The 17,300-nt window shown below is 37.9% G+C and carries 15 protein-coding genes; 11 read left to right on the top strand and 4 right to left on the bottom strand.

The features are described from left to right. Positions 1 to 44 precede the first annotated feature (44 nt). Genes EW028_RS02080 through EW028_RS02100 form a run of 5 tightly spaced genes read left to right on the top strand, consistent with a single transcriptional unit; the run spans position 45 to position 5,587 of the window. Complete coding sequence (locus tag EW028_RS02080) at positions 45 to 2,687, top strand: M14 family metallopeptidase (RefSeq protein WP_227744830.1); 2,643 nt, start codon at positions 45 to 47, stop codon at positions 2,685 to 2,687. Between the two features lie 5 nt (positions 2,688 to 2,692). After that, complete coding sequence (gene pcp / locus EW028_RS02085) at positions 2,693 to 3,307, top strand: pyroglutamyl-peptidase I (protein WP_131519742.1); 615 nt, start codon at positions 2,693 to 2,695, stop codon at positions 3,305 to 3,307. Beyond that, the gene (gene pxpB / locus EW028_RS02090) at positions 3,291 to 3,986 is read left to right on the top strand and encodes a 5-oxoprolinase subunit PxpB (RefSeq protein ID WP_131519743.1); all 696 of its coding nucleotides are present in this window, start codon (positions 3,291 to 3,293) and stop codon (positions 3,984 to 3,986) included. The genes pcp and pxpB overlap by 17 nt, the downstream gene beginning before the upstream one ends. Positions 3,987 to 3,989: 3 nt before the next feature. Further along, the gene (locus EW028_RS02095) at positions 3,990 to 4,853 is read left to right on the top strand and encodes a 5-oxoprolinase subunit C family protein (protein ID WP_066037688.1); all 864 of its coding nucleotides are present in this window, start codon (positions 3,990 to 3,992) and stop codon (positions 4,851 to 4,853) included. Next, the gene (locus tag EW028_RS02100) at positions 4,853 to 5,587 is read left to right on the top strand and encodes a 5-oxoprolinase subunit PxpA (protein WP_131519744.1); all 735 of its coding nucleotides are present in this window, start codon (positions 4,853 to 4,855) and stop codon (positions 5,585 to 5,587) included. The genes EW028_RS02095 and EW028_RS02100 overlap by 1 nt, the downstream gene beginning before the upstream one ends. Positions 5,588 to 5,619: 32 nt before the next feature. On the opposite strand, the gene EW028_RS02105 is transcribed toward EW028_RS02100, so the two are convergent. Together EW028_RS02105 and EW028_RS02110 are read right to left on the bottom strand one after the other, a co-directional pair. Beyond that, positions 5,620 to 5,940, bottom strand: coding sequence for a DUF4183 domain-containing protein (locus tag EW028_RS02105; RefSeq protein WP_048390025.1), 321 nt, complete (start codon positions 5,938 to 5,940; stop codon positions 5,620 to 5,622). A 24-nt stretch (positions 5,941 to 5,964) separates the two neighbouring features. Next, complete coding sequence (locus EW028_RS02110) at positions 5,965 to 6,387, bottom strand: DUF4183 domain-containing protein (RefSeq protein WP_066037690.1); 423 nt, start codon at positions 6,385 to 6,387, stop codon at positions 5,965 to 5,967. Positions 6,388 to 6,631: 244 nt separating this feature from the next. On the opposite strand from EW028_RS02110, the gene EW028_RS02115 reads away from it, so the two are divergent. The 6 genes from EW028_RS02115 (at position 6,632) to EW028_RS02140 (ending at position 15,698) form a co-directional block, all read left to right on the top strand. Further along, positions 6,632 to 10,243 (top strand): dynamin family protein, encoded by a 3,612-nt coding sequence (locus tag EW028_RS02115; RefSeq protein WP_131519745.1) that lies wholly within the window; start codon positions 6,632 to 6,634, stop codon positions 10,241 to 10,243. Between the two features lie 10 nt (positions 10,244 to 10,253). Next, entirely contained in the window at positions 10,254 to 11,063 is an 810-nt protein-coding gene (locus EW028_RS02120) for a sulfurtransferase (RefSeq protein WP_131519746.1), read from the top strand. Between the two features lie 475 nt (positions 11,064 to 11,538). Beyond that, the gene (locus EW028_RS25495) at positions 11,539 to 12,657 is read left to right on the top strand and encodes a hypothetical protein (RefSeq protein WP_227744831.1); all 1,119 of its coding nucleotides are present in this window, start codon (positions 11,539 to 11,541) and stop codon (positions 12,655 to 12,657) included. Beyond that, the gene (locus EW028_RS02130) at positions 12,650 to 13,204 is read left to right on the top strand and encodes a hypothetical protein (protein WP_131519747.1); all 555 of its coding nucleotides are present in this window, start codon (positions 12,650 to 12,652) and stop codon (positions 13,202 to 13,204) included. The genes EW028_RS25495 and EW028_RS02130 overlap by 8 nt, the downstream gene beginning before the upstream one ends. A 54-nt stretch (positions 13,205 to 13,258) precedes the next feature. Then, on the top strand, positions 13,259 to 14,089 hold the full coding sequence (locus tag EW028_RS02135) for an MBL fold metallo-hydrolase (RefSeq protein WP_131519748.1): 831 nt from the start codon (positions 13,259 to 13,261) through the stop codon (positions 14,087 to 14,089). Between the two features lie 406 nt (positions 14,090 to 14,495). Next, positions 14,496 to 15,698: an NAD(P)-dependent malic enzyme gene (locus tag EW028_RS02140; protein WP_004269353.1), complete on the top strand. Its 1,203-nt coding sequence runs from the start codon at positions 14,496 to 14,498 to the stop codon at positions 15,696 to 15,698. A gap of 94 nt (positions 15,699 to 15,792) precedes the next feature. On the opposite strand, the gene EW028_RS02145 is transcribed toward EW028_RS02140, so the two are convergent. Together EW028_RS02145 and EW028_RS02150 are read right to left on the bottom strand one after the other, a co-directional pair. Beyond that, complete coding sequence (locus EW028_RS02145; protein WP_016995151.1) at positions 15,793 to 16,446, bottom strand: Yip1 family protein; 654 nt, start codon at positions 16,444 to 16,446, stop codon at positions 15,793 to 15,795. Between the two features lie 145 nt (positions 16,447 to 16,591). Continuing rightward, the gene (locus EW028_RS02150; RefSeq protein WP_131519749.1) at positions 16,592 to 17,278 is read right to left on the bottom strand and encodes a phosphoribosylaminoimidazolesuccinocarboxamide synthase; all 687 of its coding nucleotides are present in this window, start codon (positions 17,276 to 17,278) and stop codon (positions 16,592 to 16,594) included. Between the last annotated feature and the right edge of the window lie 22 nt (positions 17,279 to 17,300).

Genomic DNA, 17,300 nt, shown 5'->3' on the forward strand with positions numbered 1-17,300 from the left:
AAATAGATTTTGATTTATTTCAAGCGTCTAATCAGCAGTACTCAATGGAATTTTTACAACATAGTAGTACATTTATTTCACAGAATGGGTCTATCTTTACACTCTATTATGAGACTGAGTCTTCGCTGTCAACGTTGTTAAGTACGATAGCAAGTGAAGGAGTGGCCGAAACCCATACGGATATTCCATCCTCTTATTATGAAAGTTTAAGTCATCTGTGGTCAGCCTATGGAACTGGTGAGAAGGACGAGGCACATCCACAACAGCATTTAAGTGTGAAAATTAATTTACAACAAGAAATAATGTCAAACGCCATTATAAAAGAAGTTTGCTATCTTGCATTACGTTTAGGACTGTATGCTACCTCTGTTTCTTTACCAGTTGTTACAGAAGAACATCGACATTTCACGATTGATATCAAGCAAGGAACTGCAAATTTAATGGAGTTAAGTTCTAGAAACGTTATTCAAATTTGTGGTACAAAAGATTGCTTACCGACTGTCCTACATTCCATAGCAAAAGAAAAGCATGTGTCTGAAGGTGGCTTATTTGGTGTTTGGGAGCTAAACGAAAAACAAGTGAATATAGCAGATTTATTGTATGAAACAACATGGGAAGATGAATCGGAAGCATCGTATATTTTAAATGCTTTGCAAGATGAACCAAATAAAATGCTTGATGCTGAAATCTATCTTACAGCTTCTAAAAAAAATCGAGATGAATATAGTGTAGATTTGTATAAGAAATTTTCAAATTTAAAAACAATTACAGTTCGCTCTGCATTTAAAACAGGGTTATACTGGATATTAGAGGAAGTACTTCCATCTATTTCGGGTCATTTTGAACAAGTAAAAATAATATGTAAAGATGGGGTTAATAAAAATGGGTTAGAACAACATAATCGCTGGATTATGGAACTTTACCCTGTGGATGAATTGATTGAAATGCAATATGGTATACCGAAAGAACATGTACAATTTGAGCTTTCAAGCACACAGCAGCACATCTATAGTGTCTATGTTGATGATCTATTAATTGCTGAATTAAATCCGCTGATTAGTGAATTGGATTATGTTGATGGTCAGAGAAAAGTCTATCCAACTACAGCTGGATATAGGTTATTTGAAGATGGAAAACTGGTTCAAGAAAATGCAATATTGTCAGATCGCGAGCGTTTCTATAAAACGTATATCAATGAGTTACTTCCTCAGATAGTAGGAGAATTAAATATTGATGTAACAAATCGTGATCAAGGACAATTGTTCCCTTTATTTGATCGCATCGAAATTGACTTTACTTCATCTGGAATTGAAGAAGAACTAAACGTGAAGCAAGAAGCAAACTCGTCCTTTGAAGCGTTATACGAAGACCTTTATTTTAACACGCTTGATTATTTTAATGAGCTCGGTCGCCGATTAGTTAATCAACCTTATCAAGCTCCTGGTGGTATTATTCCCTTTATTCATATAGAGGAAAATATTTATAAGCCTATTAAAAGTGTAATACGCGCATACAAATGGCATGAAAAAACCAATTTAGTTCCAGTTACAAAAAGAATTTTATTTAACCAAGAGGGGCAATTTGAAACAGTAGAAATGTATTTAGGTAATTATCTGAAAGTAATGGAAATGAATGATAATTTAAAATACAATATTAAAAATGTTTATCAACTATCCACTCGGTATCAAAATTATTCTGAGGTCAAACTAAATTATGGGGATATATCTTACAAAGGGAATGTCATTCCATTTTTTGAAGTAACTGAGCCTATTACTAGTGACTTTTATTCAGGACTTAAAAAATCGGATGAAAAGCATACGATTGTCTTTGAAGCTGGCCATCATCCAAACGAAGTATCTAGTACACCTGCAATATTAGAGCTTATGGAAGATATTATTTGTCACCATCCTGAAATCTTAAAAAAGATTAATATAATCATTATTCCGCTATCAAATCCAGATGGTTATGAAATAATGGAGAGCTTGACAAAAGAACATCCAAAATGGAAACATCATGCTGCAAGATTTAATGCGGTAGGTTTAGAGTTTGCCTATGTCAAATTCCAAGAAAGTGTATTTGGTGAAGCAAATGTTTTACCACTCATCTTAAAAAAATGGGCACCTGATATAGTGATTGATGATCATGGTATCCCTGCTCGTGAATGGGTTCAACCATTCGCAGGATATGCATGTCCACCTATTTTCCCTGTTTCTTACACGCTTCCAAGTGCCAAGATCTACGGAATTGGTCGTTATGCGGATTATGATACGAGGGAAGTCCAGGCTACAAATCTAGAACAAGTAGCTGAAAAAGTGAATATGATTTTTGAGGGTACAATATTTGCCCAAGAAAATACTTATTGGCGTGAACGCTACTATAAATATGGCACAAAGTGGGATCCGCAAAAGTACCCCATTGAAGAAATGGGAAATATAAATTTTTATCGAAGTATGGAAGTTACGCCAACATACGCATCTGTAAGTATATTACGCTACCCGCAGTGGGTGGCTTTAGATATCATTTCTGAAGTGTCTGATGAAATTGTTTACGATGAAGAATTAACTTCTTGTATTGAAGCACATAAATTATTTAATCAAGCTATTATTGAAGCAGCACTTTCTACTAAAGTAACTAAAATTAAACAATTTGGACGCTACTTTAAAAAACGTCCGATAGAAATCAGGTGACAAATATGACAAAAATATTAGTAACAGGGTTTGAGCCATTTCTTGATTATAAAATAAATCCAACAATGCAAATTGTGGAAGCATTAAATGGAAAGAAGATAGATCGCTATGATATCGTCGGACGAATTCTATCTGTAGATTTTCAGCAATCAGCGGAGCAATTAAAACAACATATAGAAGAAGTGAAACCACAAATCATCATTTCATTAGGGTTAGCAGGAGGTCGTTTTAAAGTAACACCAGAGCGCATTGCCATTAATGTGAAGGACGGAGAGCCTGATAATAATGGCTATACACCAGTTGATGAGCGTATCTATGAGGAGGGGGCAGATGCTTATCTAACAAACTTACCGATTCGCAGTATGGTAAATCGTTTGCAGGCTGAAGGATATCCAGCGGAAATCTCCAATACAGCGGGTACATACTTGTGTAATAACATTATGTATGAGGGGCTTGCTTATGCACAGCAACATAAAGGGGTTCGTGCAGGCTTTATTCATATTCCAGCATCATTTGAGCTGGCCATCCAACATGGCAAAATTCCCGGCTGGAGTATTAGAGATTTAGTAGCTGCGGTACAGCTTTGTATTGAGGAGACGGCACGTGCAACCAATCATTGATTTTCCGCATTCAATGTGGATTAGTCAACATACTATTCGTTTTGCATTCAAAGAGGAAATCTCCCACTCAAACTTTCATGCGGTCCAAACGTTTAATCGTTTTCTGAAACTGCAGCTACGACATAACCTAGTTGAAAGTGTTGCAAGCTACCATACAGTAACAGCTTATATTAAACAAAAAATAGATGTTGAACATTTAGAAATGCAGTGGCTTGAGATGCAAGCCTCCACAACAATTGATAAAGGAACGAATCGATTTTTAAAAATACCCGTCTGCTATGATGAGGAATTTGCCTTAGATTCAAAGCGCGTCATGAAATTCACAGGTTTACCTTTTGAGGACATTAAAACATTGCATATGTCCAAAAGCTATTATGTGTATTTAATCGGCTTTTTACCTGGCTTTCCTTACTTAGGCGAGCTTGATTCTAAATTATTTGTGCCACGCTTACAGAAACCAAGGGCATCTGTATCGGCAAGCTCTGTTGGGGTTGGGGGTGGACAAACAGGAATCTATCCTGTCGATTCACCTGGTGGCTGGAATATTATAGGGAAAACACCTTTGGATTTATTTGATGTTCATGGCAAAGAGCCATTTTTATTTGAACTTGGTGATGAAGTTCAGTTTTATGAAATAACCAAACAGCAATTTTGGGAAATGAAAAGCAAAGGAGTGTAGCGTTTGAAGCCACTTCTGATCGTAACAAAACAAGGGGTTTATGGTAGCTTACAAGACAAAGGAAGGTACGGCTATCGGGCATTTGGTATTCCGTTATCTGGTCCAATGGATCATCGATCGTTTAATGCAGCTCAAAGAATCTTACATCATCACCATGATCAAACGTCTTTTGAAATGTTTGTTGGTGGTTTTGAATTTGAGGCGCTTGCTGATGGTGTCTATGTATTAACAGGGGGGCATAGTACATGCTTGGTTAATCATGTACCAATCGAAATGTGGAAAACATTCCATTTAACGAGGGGAGATAGATTATCTATCAAGGGTGTCCATCAAGGCTCTATTGTTTACTTAACTCCATTAGGAGGTTTTCATACAACCGATGAGCTTGGTAGCCAATCTTGCCTCCCCCTTGGCAATTTGGGAACACGGATTACAAAAGGAAGTATTTTGTATGGGCAGGTATCATCGTCTTTAAAATATAATAGAGGGCTATATCCATCCTATCGTCCACATTTTGACAGTTCTATTACGGTTCGATTGTTTAAAGGACCACACTTTCATTTATTTACAAAAAAGAGTCAGCAACAATTTTTACAAAATCCTTTTCAATTTATCGGCGGCAATCGTATGGGCTACTACATAAAAGGACCTGCCTTACAACTTCAGGAAATGAAGGATATTCTGTCAGAAGCTACACAGTTCGGAACAATCCAAGTGCCGCAAAGTGGTGATCCCATTATCCTAATGGCTGATGCTCAAACAGTAGGAGGCTATCCTATTATTGCAACAGTTCATGAAGAAGATTTACATAAAGTAGCGCAAATGCGTATGTTTAACACAATTCACTTTGTACTGGAGGAAACATGATGTCAATTGATATCAATTGTGATCTAGGTGAAAGCTTAGATGCTTTTATCACGGGTAAGGATGAAGAATTATTAGACTATGTAACTTCCATCAACATTGCATGCGGCTATCATGCGGGTCATCATTCAATTATGCATCAAATTGTACGCAGCGCCATTCGTAAAAACGTTCACATTGGTGCGCATCCAGGCTATCCAGATCGAGAGGGGTTTGGTCGCCGTAACATGGAATGTAGCCCAGGTGAAATTTACGATATGATGGTTTATCAAATTGGTGCCTTACAAGCATTTGTGCAGATTGAAAATGGTACGCTTCATCATGTTAAACCACATGGCGCACTTTATAATCAATGCGCGAACGACCGTGAAAAAGCGTTGGCTGTAGTCCATGCAGTGTATGATTTTAATCCACACCTTATTTTATATGCCTTATCTGGTAGCCTCATCGTAGAGATTGCTAGAGACATAGGGCTTCAAGTATATGAGGAGGTTTTTTCGGATCGACGCTATAACGATAATGGCACATTAGTGAACAGACAGGAACCAAATGCCTTAATACAATCGGAAGAAGAAATGCTAGTGCATGTAAAAGGTATTTTGACTGCTAATGAAGTGTTGTCGGTCGAGTCCCAAAAAATTAAAGTTGCGGTGCAAACCTTATGTATTCACGGAGATGGCCCACGTGCGATAGATTACGCCAAAAAAATTGCAGGTCTCAGAAAGCAATTACAATAAAATGGATGCCCTAAACAAGGCATCCATTTTATTTAGATTGTTGTCACTAGCTCCACAGCTTCGAGCACAATTGGCGTACCAGCAGAAAGTGTACCTGTGACAGTATTAAACGTTATTTCAGTTGTAGAAACTGTATAGGCACCACCCTCCTGAAGAACACCATTGATATATAAGTTATAGTAACCATTTGCGACTTCTGGGAATGCTGTTGCGGCTGTACCGCTATCATTTAAAAACGTTGTTGCAGCGACTGTTGTGCCATCTGCAATGACAAGGGGTGCAGCTAAGACGTTAAAAAACCTTGTAGAACTACCTGTTACATTGACGTGAATATTAATAATGGAAAGTGCCACCCAATTCACCTCCTTTCATTTCCTTTATTTCGTTGTAAAGCCTAGCGATTCAATAATAATGGGTGTTCCTCTATACAATGTCGCATTATAAGGTACGATTGTCAGGGAGGCTGGCGTTACCGAATAAATACCGCCTTCCTGCATTACTGCATTAATATAAAGGTTAACGTAACCATTAGGTGAAAAAATTGTAAACTCAGTAACAGAATTTGCTTCATCATTCCAAAAGAGATTGGCTGGAAGAGTTGCCCCATTCGATAGATCAAGATCAGCTGTAACGATATAAAAATATCGCTGGATCGTTGGTATAATCATACCTTCAGGGACTACTTCAGGAGGAACCATGGGTATTCCGTTTGTTGCTTTTATACGGGGCCAGATAAATCGATCCTCACAGTTACATGAACAATATTTTTCAATGATTTGATGAGACTTAGGATTTATCATATGGCATCACACTCCCTTCATAAAAAATATAACTTTGCCCCGAATATGCTTACTATAAAATATGAAGTAAATATAAAAAGAACTAGTTGACCATCTATCATTTGGCATAGATTTTTTGTATAAACATGTTTTTGTAAGGATGGAAACGTTGGCATATATGCTTTAAATTAGTGTTATACTTTGCTAGTTGAATAAGGTAGAATACTAATTATGAATAATTAATGAAAAAGGGGTTACTGGTTTCATGAAAGATTTTGAACAACAATTGGAGGGGCTATTAAAGCAAGCCTCTTTGCAATACATAATTTATCAGCATAATGGTGATACAGAGCGCATGGATAAAACATCACTTTTTGCTCGAAAAATTCAGCAAAAAGAGTATGTGATTGGCTTTGCAGGCCATTTCTCTGCAGGGAAGTCCAGTATGATTAATGCGCTGTCTGGTGAAAATCTACTGGCATCTAGTCCAATTCCAACAAGTGCGAACATCGTCAAAGTTCATAAATCAGAGGAAGACTATGCAATTGTTTATATGCACAATGAAAAGCCCGTAAAATTTGAGGCTGGCTATGATTTTAAAACAGTAAAAGAGCTAAGTAAAAATGGGGATTTAGTGTCACAGATTGAGATTGGACACAGTGCCTCTACATTACCACTAGGTGTTACTGTAATGGATACGCCAGGGGTAGACTCCACAGATGATGCACACCGCATGTCAACGGAATCAGCATTACATATTGCCGATATCGTATTTTATACAATGGACTACAACCATGTGCAGTCGGAATTAAATTTCCAATTCACAAAGCAATTAATGAAATATAATCCAAATGTTTATTTAATTGTCAATATGATTGATAAGCATAAGGATAATGAATTGAGCTTCGAAGAATTTAAAGCAACTGTTCATCAGTCCTTTGCAGCATGGGGTGTTGTACCGAAGGGTGTTTTCTTTACATCATTAAGAGAGCCAGAGCATCCACATAATGATTTTGAGGCAGTAAAGAAAATCGTGATGGACAGTATGAATGACTGGCAGGAGCAGCTTGTCCAAACAGCTACGAATACATTGCGTTTATTGCAAAGCGAGCATGACAATTATTTAATGGAAGAAAGACAGGATCGTTTAGCCATTGATGAAGAAATTTTAAGTGCGGATGACTGGGCACACCATCAAGATATATTAGAGCAATACAATAAATTAAATCGTCAGGTTGAATTATTTTCAGTAGAAGCTTGGAACGAAACGTTTGAGGAGCAACGTAAGGAGTTGCTCGCGAATGCTGCAATTATGCCAGCTGATTTACGCGATCACTTACGCCTTTATTTAGAAAGCATGCAGGAAGGCTTTAAAGTTGGAGGGCTCTTTACTGCAAAGAAAAAAACAGAGGAAGAGCGAAACAGACGTAAAGAAAATGCGTATAGTGCCTATCAAAATGTGGTCCATGCACAAATCACGGGGCATTTAAAAGGTCTTATGAAAAAGGTATTGAAGGACGTTGGTGCATTAAATGAGGAACGTGCCGCTGCTATTGATGCCTATGAATTTGACTTACCTTTTTCATTGATTGAGCAGCAAGTTCAAACAGGCGCTATTTTAACAGGTGATGCTGTGTTAAACTTCGCTAACCGTATCGCAGAAGCAACAAAGCGCTACTTTATTCAGGAGACAGATAGTTGGAAAAATGCGCAAGCGACAACTCTTGAAGCTGTAGCAACAGAAACTGCCGCACCATCAAAATTAAAAATGGCGGGTATGCAGGACAAAGTAGATGCCATTAATGCGGTCCTTGAAATTGAAGGCTATCAGCAATATAGTGCAAGCACTATGCATCAAGCGAGCAATGAAATTCGTAAAGTTGCCAATCAACAGCTTACAAATTGGGAACAATCATTTAAGCAAGATTTAGCAGAAATTCGTCTATTTGACGAGTCCATGCTGCAGCCAAAAGAGCAAATCATCCAACAAGAGGAAGCTCAGCAAGCTACTACTGCAACGATTCTACCAATCGATGGTGTGATTAACCGTGCACTTCATACTGCTAATGCAGTCAAAGAGGTGCAAGGCTTTGCCGAAGTAGCCCAATACCTTGAAAATAAAGTAGAACGACTACAGAAAAAAGATTTTACCATTGCATTGTTTGGCGCATTTAGTGCTGGTAAATCTTCCTTTTCAAACGCTTTAATGGGAGCCAAGGTGTTACCTGTTTCACCAAATCCAACAACTGCGGCCATCAATAAAATTCGTCCAGTTACACCTGAGCACCCACATGAAACAGCTGATGTACAGCTTAAAACTGCGGAACAAATGCTAGAGGATATTCAAGGCTCCTATGCGGCGATTGGTTTGTCTGTATCGACATTGGAGGAAGCCTATAATCGTGCTGATGAAGGGCTTGGAGTTCAGTTAACGGACGAACGCTTAAATGTTCATAAATCATTTATTCGTGCCTATAAAGAAGGCTACCCAACCTTTAAGTCTGAATTTGGTTCTATCCTCCGCGTAGACCGTGAGGAGTTTGAAAAATTTGTAGCACAAGAAAATAAATCTTGCTTTGTTGACAATATCGACTTCTATTATGATAGTCCATTAACACGTATGGGCGTGACACTTGTTGACACGCCAGGAGCGGACTCTATTAATGCCCGCCATACAGGTGTAGCATTTGAATATATTCGTAATGCTGATGCCATCCTATTTATTACGTACTATAACCATGCCTTTGCCAAAGCTGACCGCGAGTTTTTAATTCAGCTTGGTCGTGTGAAGGATGCATTTGAGCTTGATAAAATGTTCTTTATTGTCAATGCAATTGATTTGGCAACAACGGATGAAGAACAGGAAGATGTAAAAGGCTATGTACGCTCAGAGTTACAACGCTTTGGCATTCGCTTCCCAAGACTATATGGGGTATCTAGTCTTTTAGCGTTGAAGGAAAAGGTAGAAGGTGCGGATTTAACATCAGGGATGCCACCGTTTGAAAGCGACTTCCATACATTCTTAAATGATGAATTGAGTGCATTAGCCGTTCAAGCTCTTGCAGAGGAAGTTGATAAAACAGAGCAACGTTTGGCGGATTTAATTGCCCAAACAGAGGAAAACTTAAAACGTAAAGATGAGCGACTAGAGGAATTAACAACACTTGAACAACATATTCAATCGAAGTACAGTGTACTGAATACGAGCATGTTAGAGAGTGAAACAAAGCAGGAGCTTGATGAGCTACTCTATTATGTTCTTCAGCGTGTTTATTATCGTTACCCTGAGTTCTTTAAGGAAGGCTACAATCCTTCTACCTTTGCTGCAATGCCAGCGCAACAAGCATTGGAGCATGCATTAAAAGAAGTAATGCAAAGCTTGCGTTTTGATTTTACTCAAGAAATGCGTGTAACAAACTTCCGTTTATCGCAGTTCATTAGCAAAAAGATGCAACAACGTTTTAAAGATGAAGTACGCGAATTGAAAGAGTTAAATCGAAGCTTCTCATTCCTAGCCTTTGAATCTTCTGAGCCAAATTTATTGGATTTTGAAGGACCGTTTGCGGATATTTCCAAATATGCTAGCGTAAAATCTCATTTCCGCAATCAAAAAGCTTTCTTTGAAAAGAATGAAAAAGTGAAGCTGAGTGAGGCACTAGAAGCTATCACAAAACCAGATGCACAAGATTATTTAGATGCACAGAAAGTTTCCCTCATGACATGGGCGATTACGTTTATAGCAGAGGAAGCCGAAAAATTACGTTACTATATTTATCATCAAGCGCTTGAACAAATTGACACAGAAAGATTAGCCTTACAAGAAGAGAGCCGTTTAGCTTCTTGGAAAGCGATTTACGCACAATTACAATACGCATGAGGTGATTCTAATGGGAAAAGTATTCAAATCAGTGGATGAAATTCAGTTTGATGGCGTCCGTTTTATCGATGCTCGTTTCGATCTTCAGGACAAAGAGGCTGGCAAAAAAGCATTCGAGGAAGGTCATGCTACTGGTGCTATCTATATTGATTTAGAACAGCAGTTATCGGATATGGACAGCAAAGAAGGTCGTCATCCAATGCCAAGCAAAGAAAAATTGGCATCCGTTTTTCAAGAACTAGGATTACGGTATGAAGATCAGATTGTAGTTTATGACCAAGGAGCAGCTCCATTTGCCCCACGCGCCTGGTGGATGCTAACATATGCTGGTTTCCCAAATGTAGTGATTGTCAACGGAGGTGCCCCTGCGCTAGAGGCAAAAATTCCTTTTACCAAGGATATTATTAAATATCCTCCAACTATCATTGAGTTTGATTGGAAAGATGAGCTTTATGCACCACGCCAAGCCGTAAAAGCCATTGTAGATGGAGAGGTAAAAGCTACTTTACTCGATGCGCGCGCTGCTGAAAGGTATCGAGGAGAAGTAGAGCCTTTGGATAAAGTAGCAGGTCATATCCCAACTGCGAAAAACTTTGACTGGGAGCAATTGAAGTCAAATGGTCAACTAAAGGCAAACGATGCATTACGTCAAAAAGTTGCAGCTGATGAACCGGTTGTGGTTTACTGTGGCAGCGGCGTAACCGCCTCTCCACTTTATGCTGTGTTAGCAGATGAAGGCTATGACAACATCCAATTATATGTAGGTAGCTTCAGTGATTGGATTACAGAATATGACGTGGAAAAAGGCACAAACGAATAAAAAGAAACGCTCACTTCGGTGGGCGTTTTTTTTATAGTGCGGTGGATAGAGCGTAAAGTAGAGGTTAGAATTTAATGTAGTGGATAACCTCTTCAGATTGGCGGATACGGAAGAAAAAGTGGAGGATAGAACGTTCAAAGTGACGGATAAAATTTAATGTAGCGGATAACCTGTTCAAAGTGGCGGATAAAAATGAAAAAGTGAAGGATAGCCCTTTTAAAGTAGGAGATAGAATTTTATACTTGATCAAAAAATCCATCAAAGTGGAGAGAGCATAGCATGCTCAGGTAGTAATACATAAAATGAGGAAATTTCTGTTTTGCAAAGCTAAATTGCATAGTTTAAAAGTCTAATAGAAAAAGGGGGGTGAGCGGGTGGTGGCTCAGGTATTGCAGCTTAAATTAGGGACGACGAAAATCATGTTGTATCGTGCATTAAAAAAATTAAAGCAGGCACTGGAACAGGAGGAGCAAGGGTGAACGATCTAAAAAAGCAGATGGATCAAATAGACATTCCAGAATCGTTACATCAGCGTAGTCTACAAGGTATTGAACAAGCAACAAAAGAGCAGCATAAGCCTTTGCACGGGGTATCTAAAGTCTTGACTGTTGCTGTAACACTTGCAACGGGTGGATTTGTGGCATTCATGGTAGGGAAGCAACACTTTGATAATGATCGGGCTAGTGCGTTAATGTCACAATTAGATCATTTATCTTCGCCAATGTACTGGATTTTGGCTATTTTGTGCGTATGCATCATACTATACATCTCTAGGAAAAAGCTTAAAGTTGGCGCTGACCAGAAAAAGACGATTGGTGTTGCCGTAGTTTTAATTTTACTGATCGGTAACAGTACGATTTTTTTACAACATCAATTCATAAAACCGATAGTGGTTCCTACTGTAATTGAAGTTACAGATAGCTTACAGAATGCTTTAGAGATACGCTATATTACAAACAAAGATGACCATCGATATGTGAAATATTTGCAGGCAGAAGATGTGCAATTACCAATAGTATATGATCAAACAGAGCAAGCAAATCTAGTCAATGGCTTTTATTACCCATTGGATACTTCTCAAGATTTACGCTATCAAAATATTCGTTTAGCTTTTTTTCAGCTTGATTTAAACACGATGAAAAAAGTGATGGCAAGTAAAACTATTTATCTTGTATTAAATGACGGGGTGAAATTACCTGCCCCAATTCATTTTACGAGGGAAACCTTCATTGATGAAAATCAGATCATGAATAATAGCTATAGTCAGTCACAAAATGATTCGGAACAAATCATATCATTTACCCTTCAGCAGGATGCAGTTTTTGATGCATTTTATGTTCCAGCTACATTAGAGGATAAAATACTGTTGAAAGAATGGCGATTAAATGATCAGCGCTACACAGCAAGTGATTTTCCTTTTTCAGTGACGAAAGGTCAACGCTTGGAGCTGACTATTCAATTGAAAGAAGCCCCCTTAGATATCAATACGTCCATAGGCTTTAGTGGCCCCGATGGTTATTTAACTAAAAGAGTATATTCGCAAGCGTATTTTACGTCGAATTTGGTGAAAAAGGTGCGTGAAAACAATGAGTGAATCTAAACAACAGGTAAAACTTTTACAATGGTTTGCAGTGGCGCTCTTCTTTCAATTTATCTATTTAAATGTTTTTAAATACGCTAATCTTCTACAAGATATCCTTGTTTATGGGGCCTATTTAAAAAGTCTTTCGTTCTATAAAGAAAAAACACCTATCAGCAAATATATGGCTTGCGCTATGATTCTTGCCTTGATGAGTACTTTCTTTTCTTCACATCTTCTCTTCTATTGGAGTACGGTTTTAATTCAAGGAATTAAATTGCTGATCATAATGGAATTTGGAAAAATTTTATTAAGCATTGAACAAAAACACGATATACAGGGTTCCACTACAAGAGTGATGAAAAAATATATAGCGATTGCCTTTGCTGTCATTATAAGTTGGACGCTGTTAATGAATGTTACAAGTGATTGGCAGATGGGATTATTGTTCCTAGGCGCATTGCTTTTATTGGCAGTAAATATACGGTTATTTGTTCATGTGTTAGCACTTCGAAAACATGTAAAAAATAAATCCTTTGTTGTTACCTACTTACAAAAATGACTCACCATTCATTTTATGCTACACTTTTTGTACAAGGGGCAAAGGGGGAGCAGGATGTTTAAACGGGAGAAAAGTATCGAGATTCAGCAGCATCGCGGTGTACAATGTGCGCATGGGAAAGTTGCGGTGCAGGGGATTGGTATGAGTGTGTACAGCTTTTTTGTGGATGGGTTACTGATTGATACGGGTTCCTACTCACTGTCGCAGGAATTTCAATCCTTTTTTAAGGATATACCGATAGAGCAATTGGCATTAACACATTCACATGAGGATCATGCAGGAAATGCAGCGTGGATTCAACACCATAAGAATGTACCTATTTATATTCATCGTGATTCAGTCGATCTTTGTGCTGAGGATGGAGACTATCCATTCTATCGTCAGGCATTGTGGGGGGAACGACCAGCATTTGTTGCCCAACCATTAGGTCAAACATTACAAACGAATGCAGCAACGTGGGATGTTATTGAAACACCTGGGCATACTACAGATCATCTCTCTTTTTACAATCGGGAAACAGGCGCTATGTTTACAGGTGATTTGTTTATCCAACCCAAGACAAAGGTTGTGCTTGATGAAGAAAATATTGTCCATACCTTGGCGTCTTTGAGGAAAATAGTAAACTATGATTTCGATGTCGTCTATTGCTGTCATGCAGGCTTTATAGAGGATGGTCGAACGAAAATACAAGAAAAAATTGCTTATTTGGAAAACATGCAAGGAAAAGTGAAACAATTATTTATGCAAGGTTATTCTGTTGAAGAAATCACCAAAACAATTTTTCCTCGTGACTATCCGATTACAAAAGTTTCGGGAGAGCAATGGTCTTCCAAGCATATCATCACGGCCTTTATGAATCATTTTACCGAAGAGTCCTTTATATAGGGCTCTTTTTTTGCTTGTTAAGATTTTCACAAATACTTTGATCTATATAATAAAAAACTTTGTGAAAAAATGTGAATAAATTGTGACGAAGTCAATGAAGACAATGGATACGCTTACAAAAGTTTGTGAAAAAATTCTCATTTACATAAGAAAAATACTATGTGAAAAGTTGAACAGGCTAAATGGCTCTATGTGTACACTTTTTAATGTGTCAACAATCACATTAATTATCTTAAAAAAATTGTTTGTGAAATGTTTAATTTGACAGAAAAATGTAATGAAAGTCATTAAACCTTGAATTTTTGAAGTTTAAAATAAATTGACAGAAAATTCGTTGACTATATTTTCACAAAGTATTATGATTCTGAAATATAATAAAAAACCAAAGGGAAAAGGATGGGATGGAATGGACGTAATGAAAAAGGCATTAGAAATGCATGCACACTATAGTGGGAAATTAGAGGTGAGCTCAAAGGTACCTGTACAAGATTCCTATGATCTTAGCTTGGCTTATTCACCGGGGGTAGCAGCGCCATGCGTGGAGATTGAAAAAAATCCTTCGCTTGTGTACGACTATACAATGAAGGGTAATATGGTAGCAGTTGTATCGGATGGGACAGCAGTTTTAGGATTAGGAGATATTGGTCCGAAAGCGGCATTACCTGTAATGGAAGGGAAGGCGATTTTACTAAAGCGTTTTGCCAATGTTGATGCTTTTCCAATATGCTTAGATACAAAAAATACGGATGAAATCGTCAGCATTGTGAAGGCGCTTGCCCCGACATTTGGTGCGGTAAACTTAGAGGATATTTCAGCACCAAGATGCTTTGAAATTGAAGATCGCCTACGTCAAGAATGTGATATTCCAGTTTTTCATGATGATCAACATGGAACAGCGATTGTTGTAGGAGCAGCGATGATTAATGCCAATCGTATTGTGAAAAAGGATGTTGCAACGATGAAAGTTGTGATTAACGGTGCTGGTGCTGCAGGCATTGCAATCTTGCGTATACTTGTACAAATGGGCTATAAGAATATTTATATGTGCGATACAAAAGGTATTATTTATGAGGGTCGTACAGAGGGGATGAACCCGATTAAAGAAGCGGTTGCTCATTTGACGAATCCAGAGAAGCAACATGGTACACTAGAGGATGCACTAACAGGTGCAGATGTCTTTATTGGCGTTTCTGTAGCTAATCTATTGACAGAGGCACATATTGCGTCCATGAATGAAAATCCAGTTGTCTTTGCCTTAGCCAATCCAAATCCAGAGATCACGTATGAAAATGCCAAAGCATGGGGTGTACGTGTTATGGGAACGGGCCGTTCAGATTATCCAAATCAAATTAATAATGTTCTCGCATTCCCTGGTATTTTCCGGGGAGCTTTAGATGTGCGTGCTACGGATATTAATGAGTCGATGAAGCTAGCTGCTGTAGAAGCCATTGCCTCCCTTGTAAGTGATAAGGAACTAAAGGAAGAATATATTGTTCCTAAGTCGTTAGACGAACGCGTAGTGGCCATCGTCTCACGCGCAGTAAGTGGGGCAGCTGTAGAATCTGGCGTATCTGAGCTATTCCAGCAAAGTACCGCACTATCTGTCTAATAAAATAAAACAAGCAGATAGAAAAAAGTTACAGGCTTTTTCTCTATCTGCTTTTTTAGCTGTGTCGAGTTAACAAAGGCTTTATCTCAAGTTTTTAGACCATGCCAACACCAATAATTCCAATGAGTATGACAAAGAAAAGAACAAATAATACGATGAAGATAATAATGGCTGGAATAAAGATGGTGAAGAAAGCCATCCAGTTCGAAATTTGGTGTGCTTCAGCGACTACACCTACAGAAATAACAAATGACCAAATCGTCACAATGATGCTTACTAAAATAGTTGGCCAAAAAATCCACGGTAATGAACCCATAAAATTAGGATCCAATAATGAATCGGGTGAAGTCATTAACCAAATAATATAAAGTGGAACCAGCACAATATATGGGATTGCTGTTAAGCTTAACCCCTTAAATAAGTCCGAGTAAGTCCCAGTACCTTTAAATAATTTCCCGAATAGCCATGAGATGAGTGCAGAAATAGCTGTGCCGATCACACCTGCGATCGGAGCAAAAATGACACATAATAGGACTAAAAGCCATGGAGAAAAATCAGGAAGAAATTCTGAATCAATTAATCCAGACATAAGGGAGCCAATATAACCAATAGACAAAACCAAAATTGCAAAGCCGATAGATTTTTCATTAATCATATAACGAGTTGTTTGCTTTGGATGCATCCAAACCGATAAAAATGGATTTAGTTTTGACCTTTCTTCTTTCGATGTCTCATTCAAATTTTCCATCAAACTACCTCCAAAATAATAGAATAATTGCTTGTTACATATAGTTAATATACGAGTGAAGTAAAGAAAAGTTTCATGGAAAATAAAAATAAGCCCACACATAAAAAAAGAGTCGTAAATGCCGACTCTTTTAAGGTTGTTTCTATTATTCAGCTAACATAATTTTCTCAAGTTCTAATGGTTCAATATATTGCTCACCTTTGTAAGCACGCATATTACCGCCTGAAATTTCATCGATTAATAAAATTTCATTCGTTTTCGCATCGCGGCCGAATTCTAATTTAATGTCATAAAGCGTTAAGCCTTTTTTAGCAAGCTCTCCCGCTACAAATTTGGAGATTTCAATTGTACGTTGTTTCAAAATGGCGTATTCTTCATGAGTTAACAGGTTTAACATCGCTAAAGCATCTTCGGAAATCGGAGGATCTAAACGATCATCATCTTTGATTGTCACTTCTACAAAAGAGTCTAAATCTTGTCCTTCTTTTACATAGGCACCATAGCGGCGCAGGAATGAACCAACGGCCTTAAAGCGGCAAATCACTTCTAAGCCATTACCGAAAACAGTTGCTGGTTTTACTGTCATTGTTGCATCTTCGAAGTTAGCATCAACGAAATGAGTAGGAACTCCTTGTTCGTTTAATTTTGAATAAAAATAAGAAGTTAAACGTAAACCAGCCAAGCCAGCCCCATCAATTGTTAAACCAACAGTATTTGCACCTGGATCAAACACGCCGTTTTCTCCTGTAACATCGTCTTTAAATTTTAATAAATAATGACCATCTTCTAATTTGAACACATTTTTTGTTTTACCTGTATACAATAATTCCACAAAAAACCCTCCAATATTTTTC

The organism is Lysinibacillus sp. OL1, assembly GCF_004332175.1.
Classification (GTDB): Bacteria; Bacillota; Bacilli; order Bacillales_A; family Planococcaceae; genus Lysinibacillus; species Lysinibacillus capsici.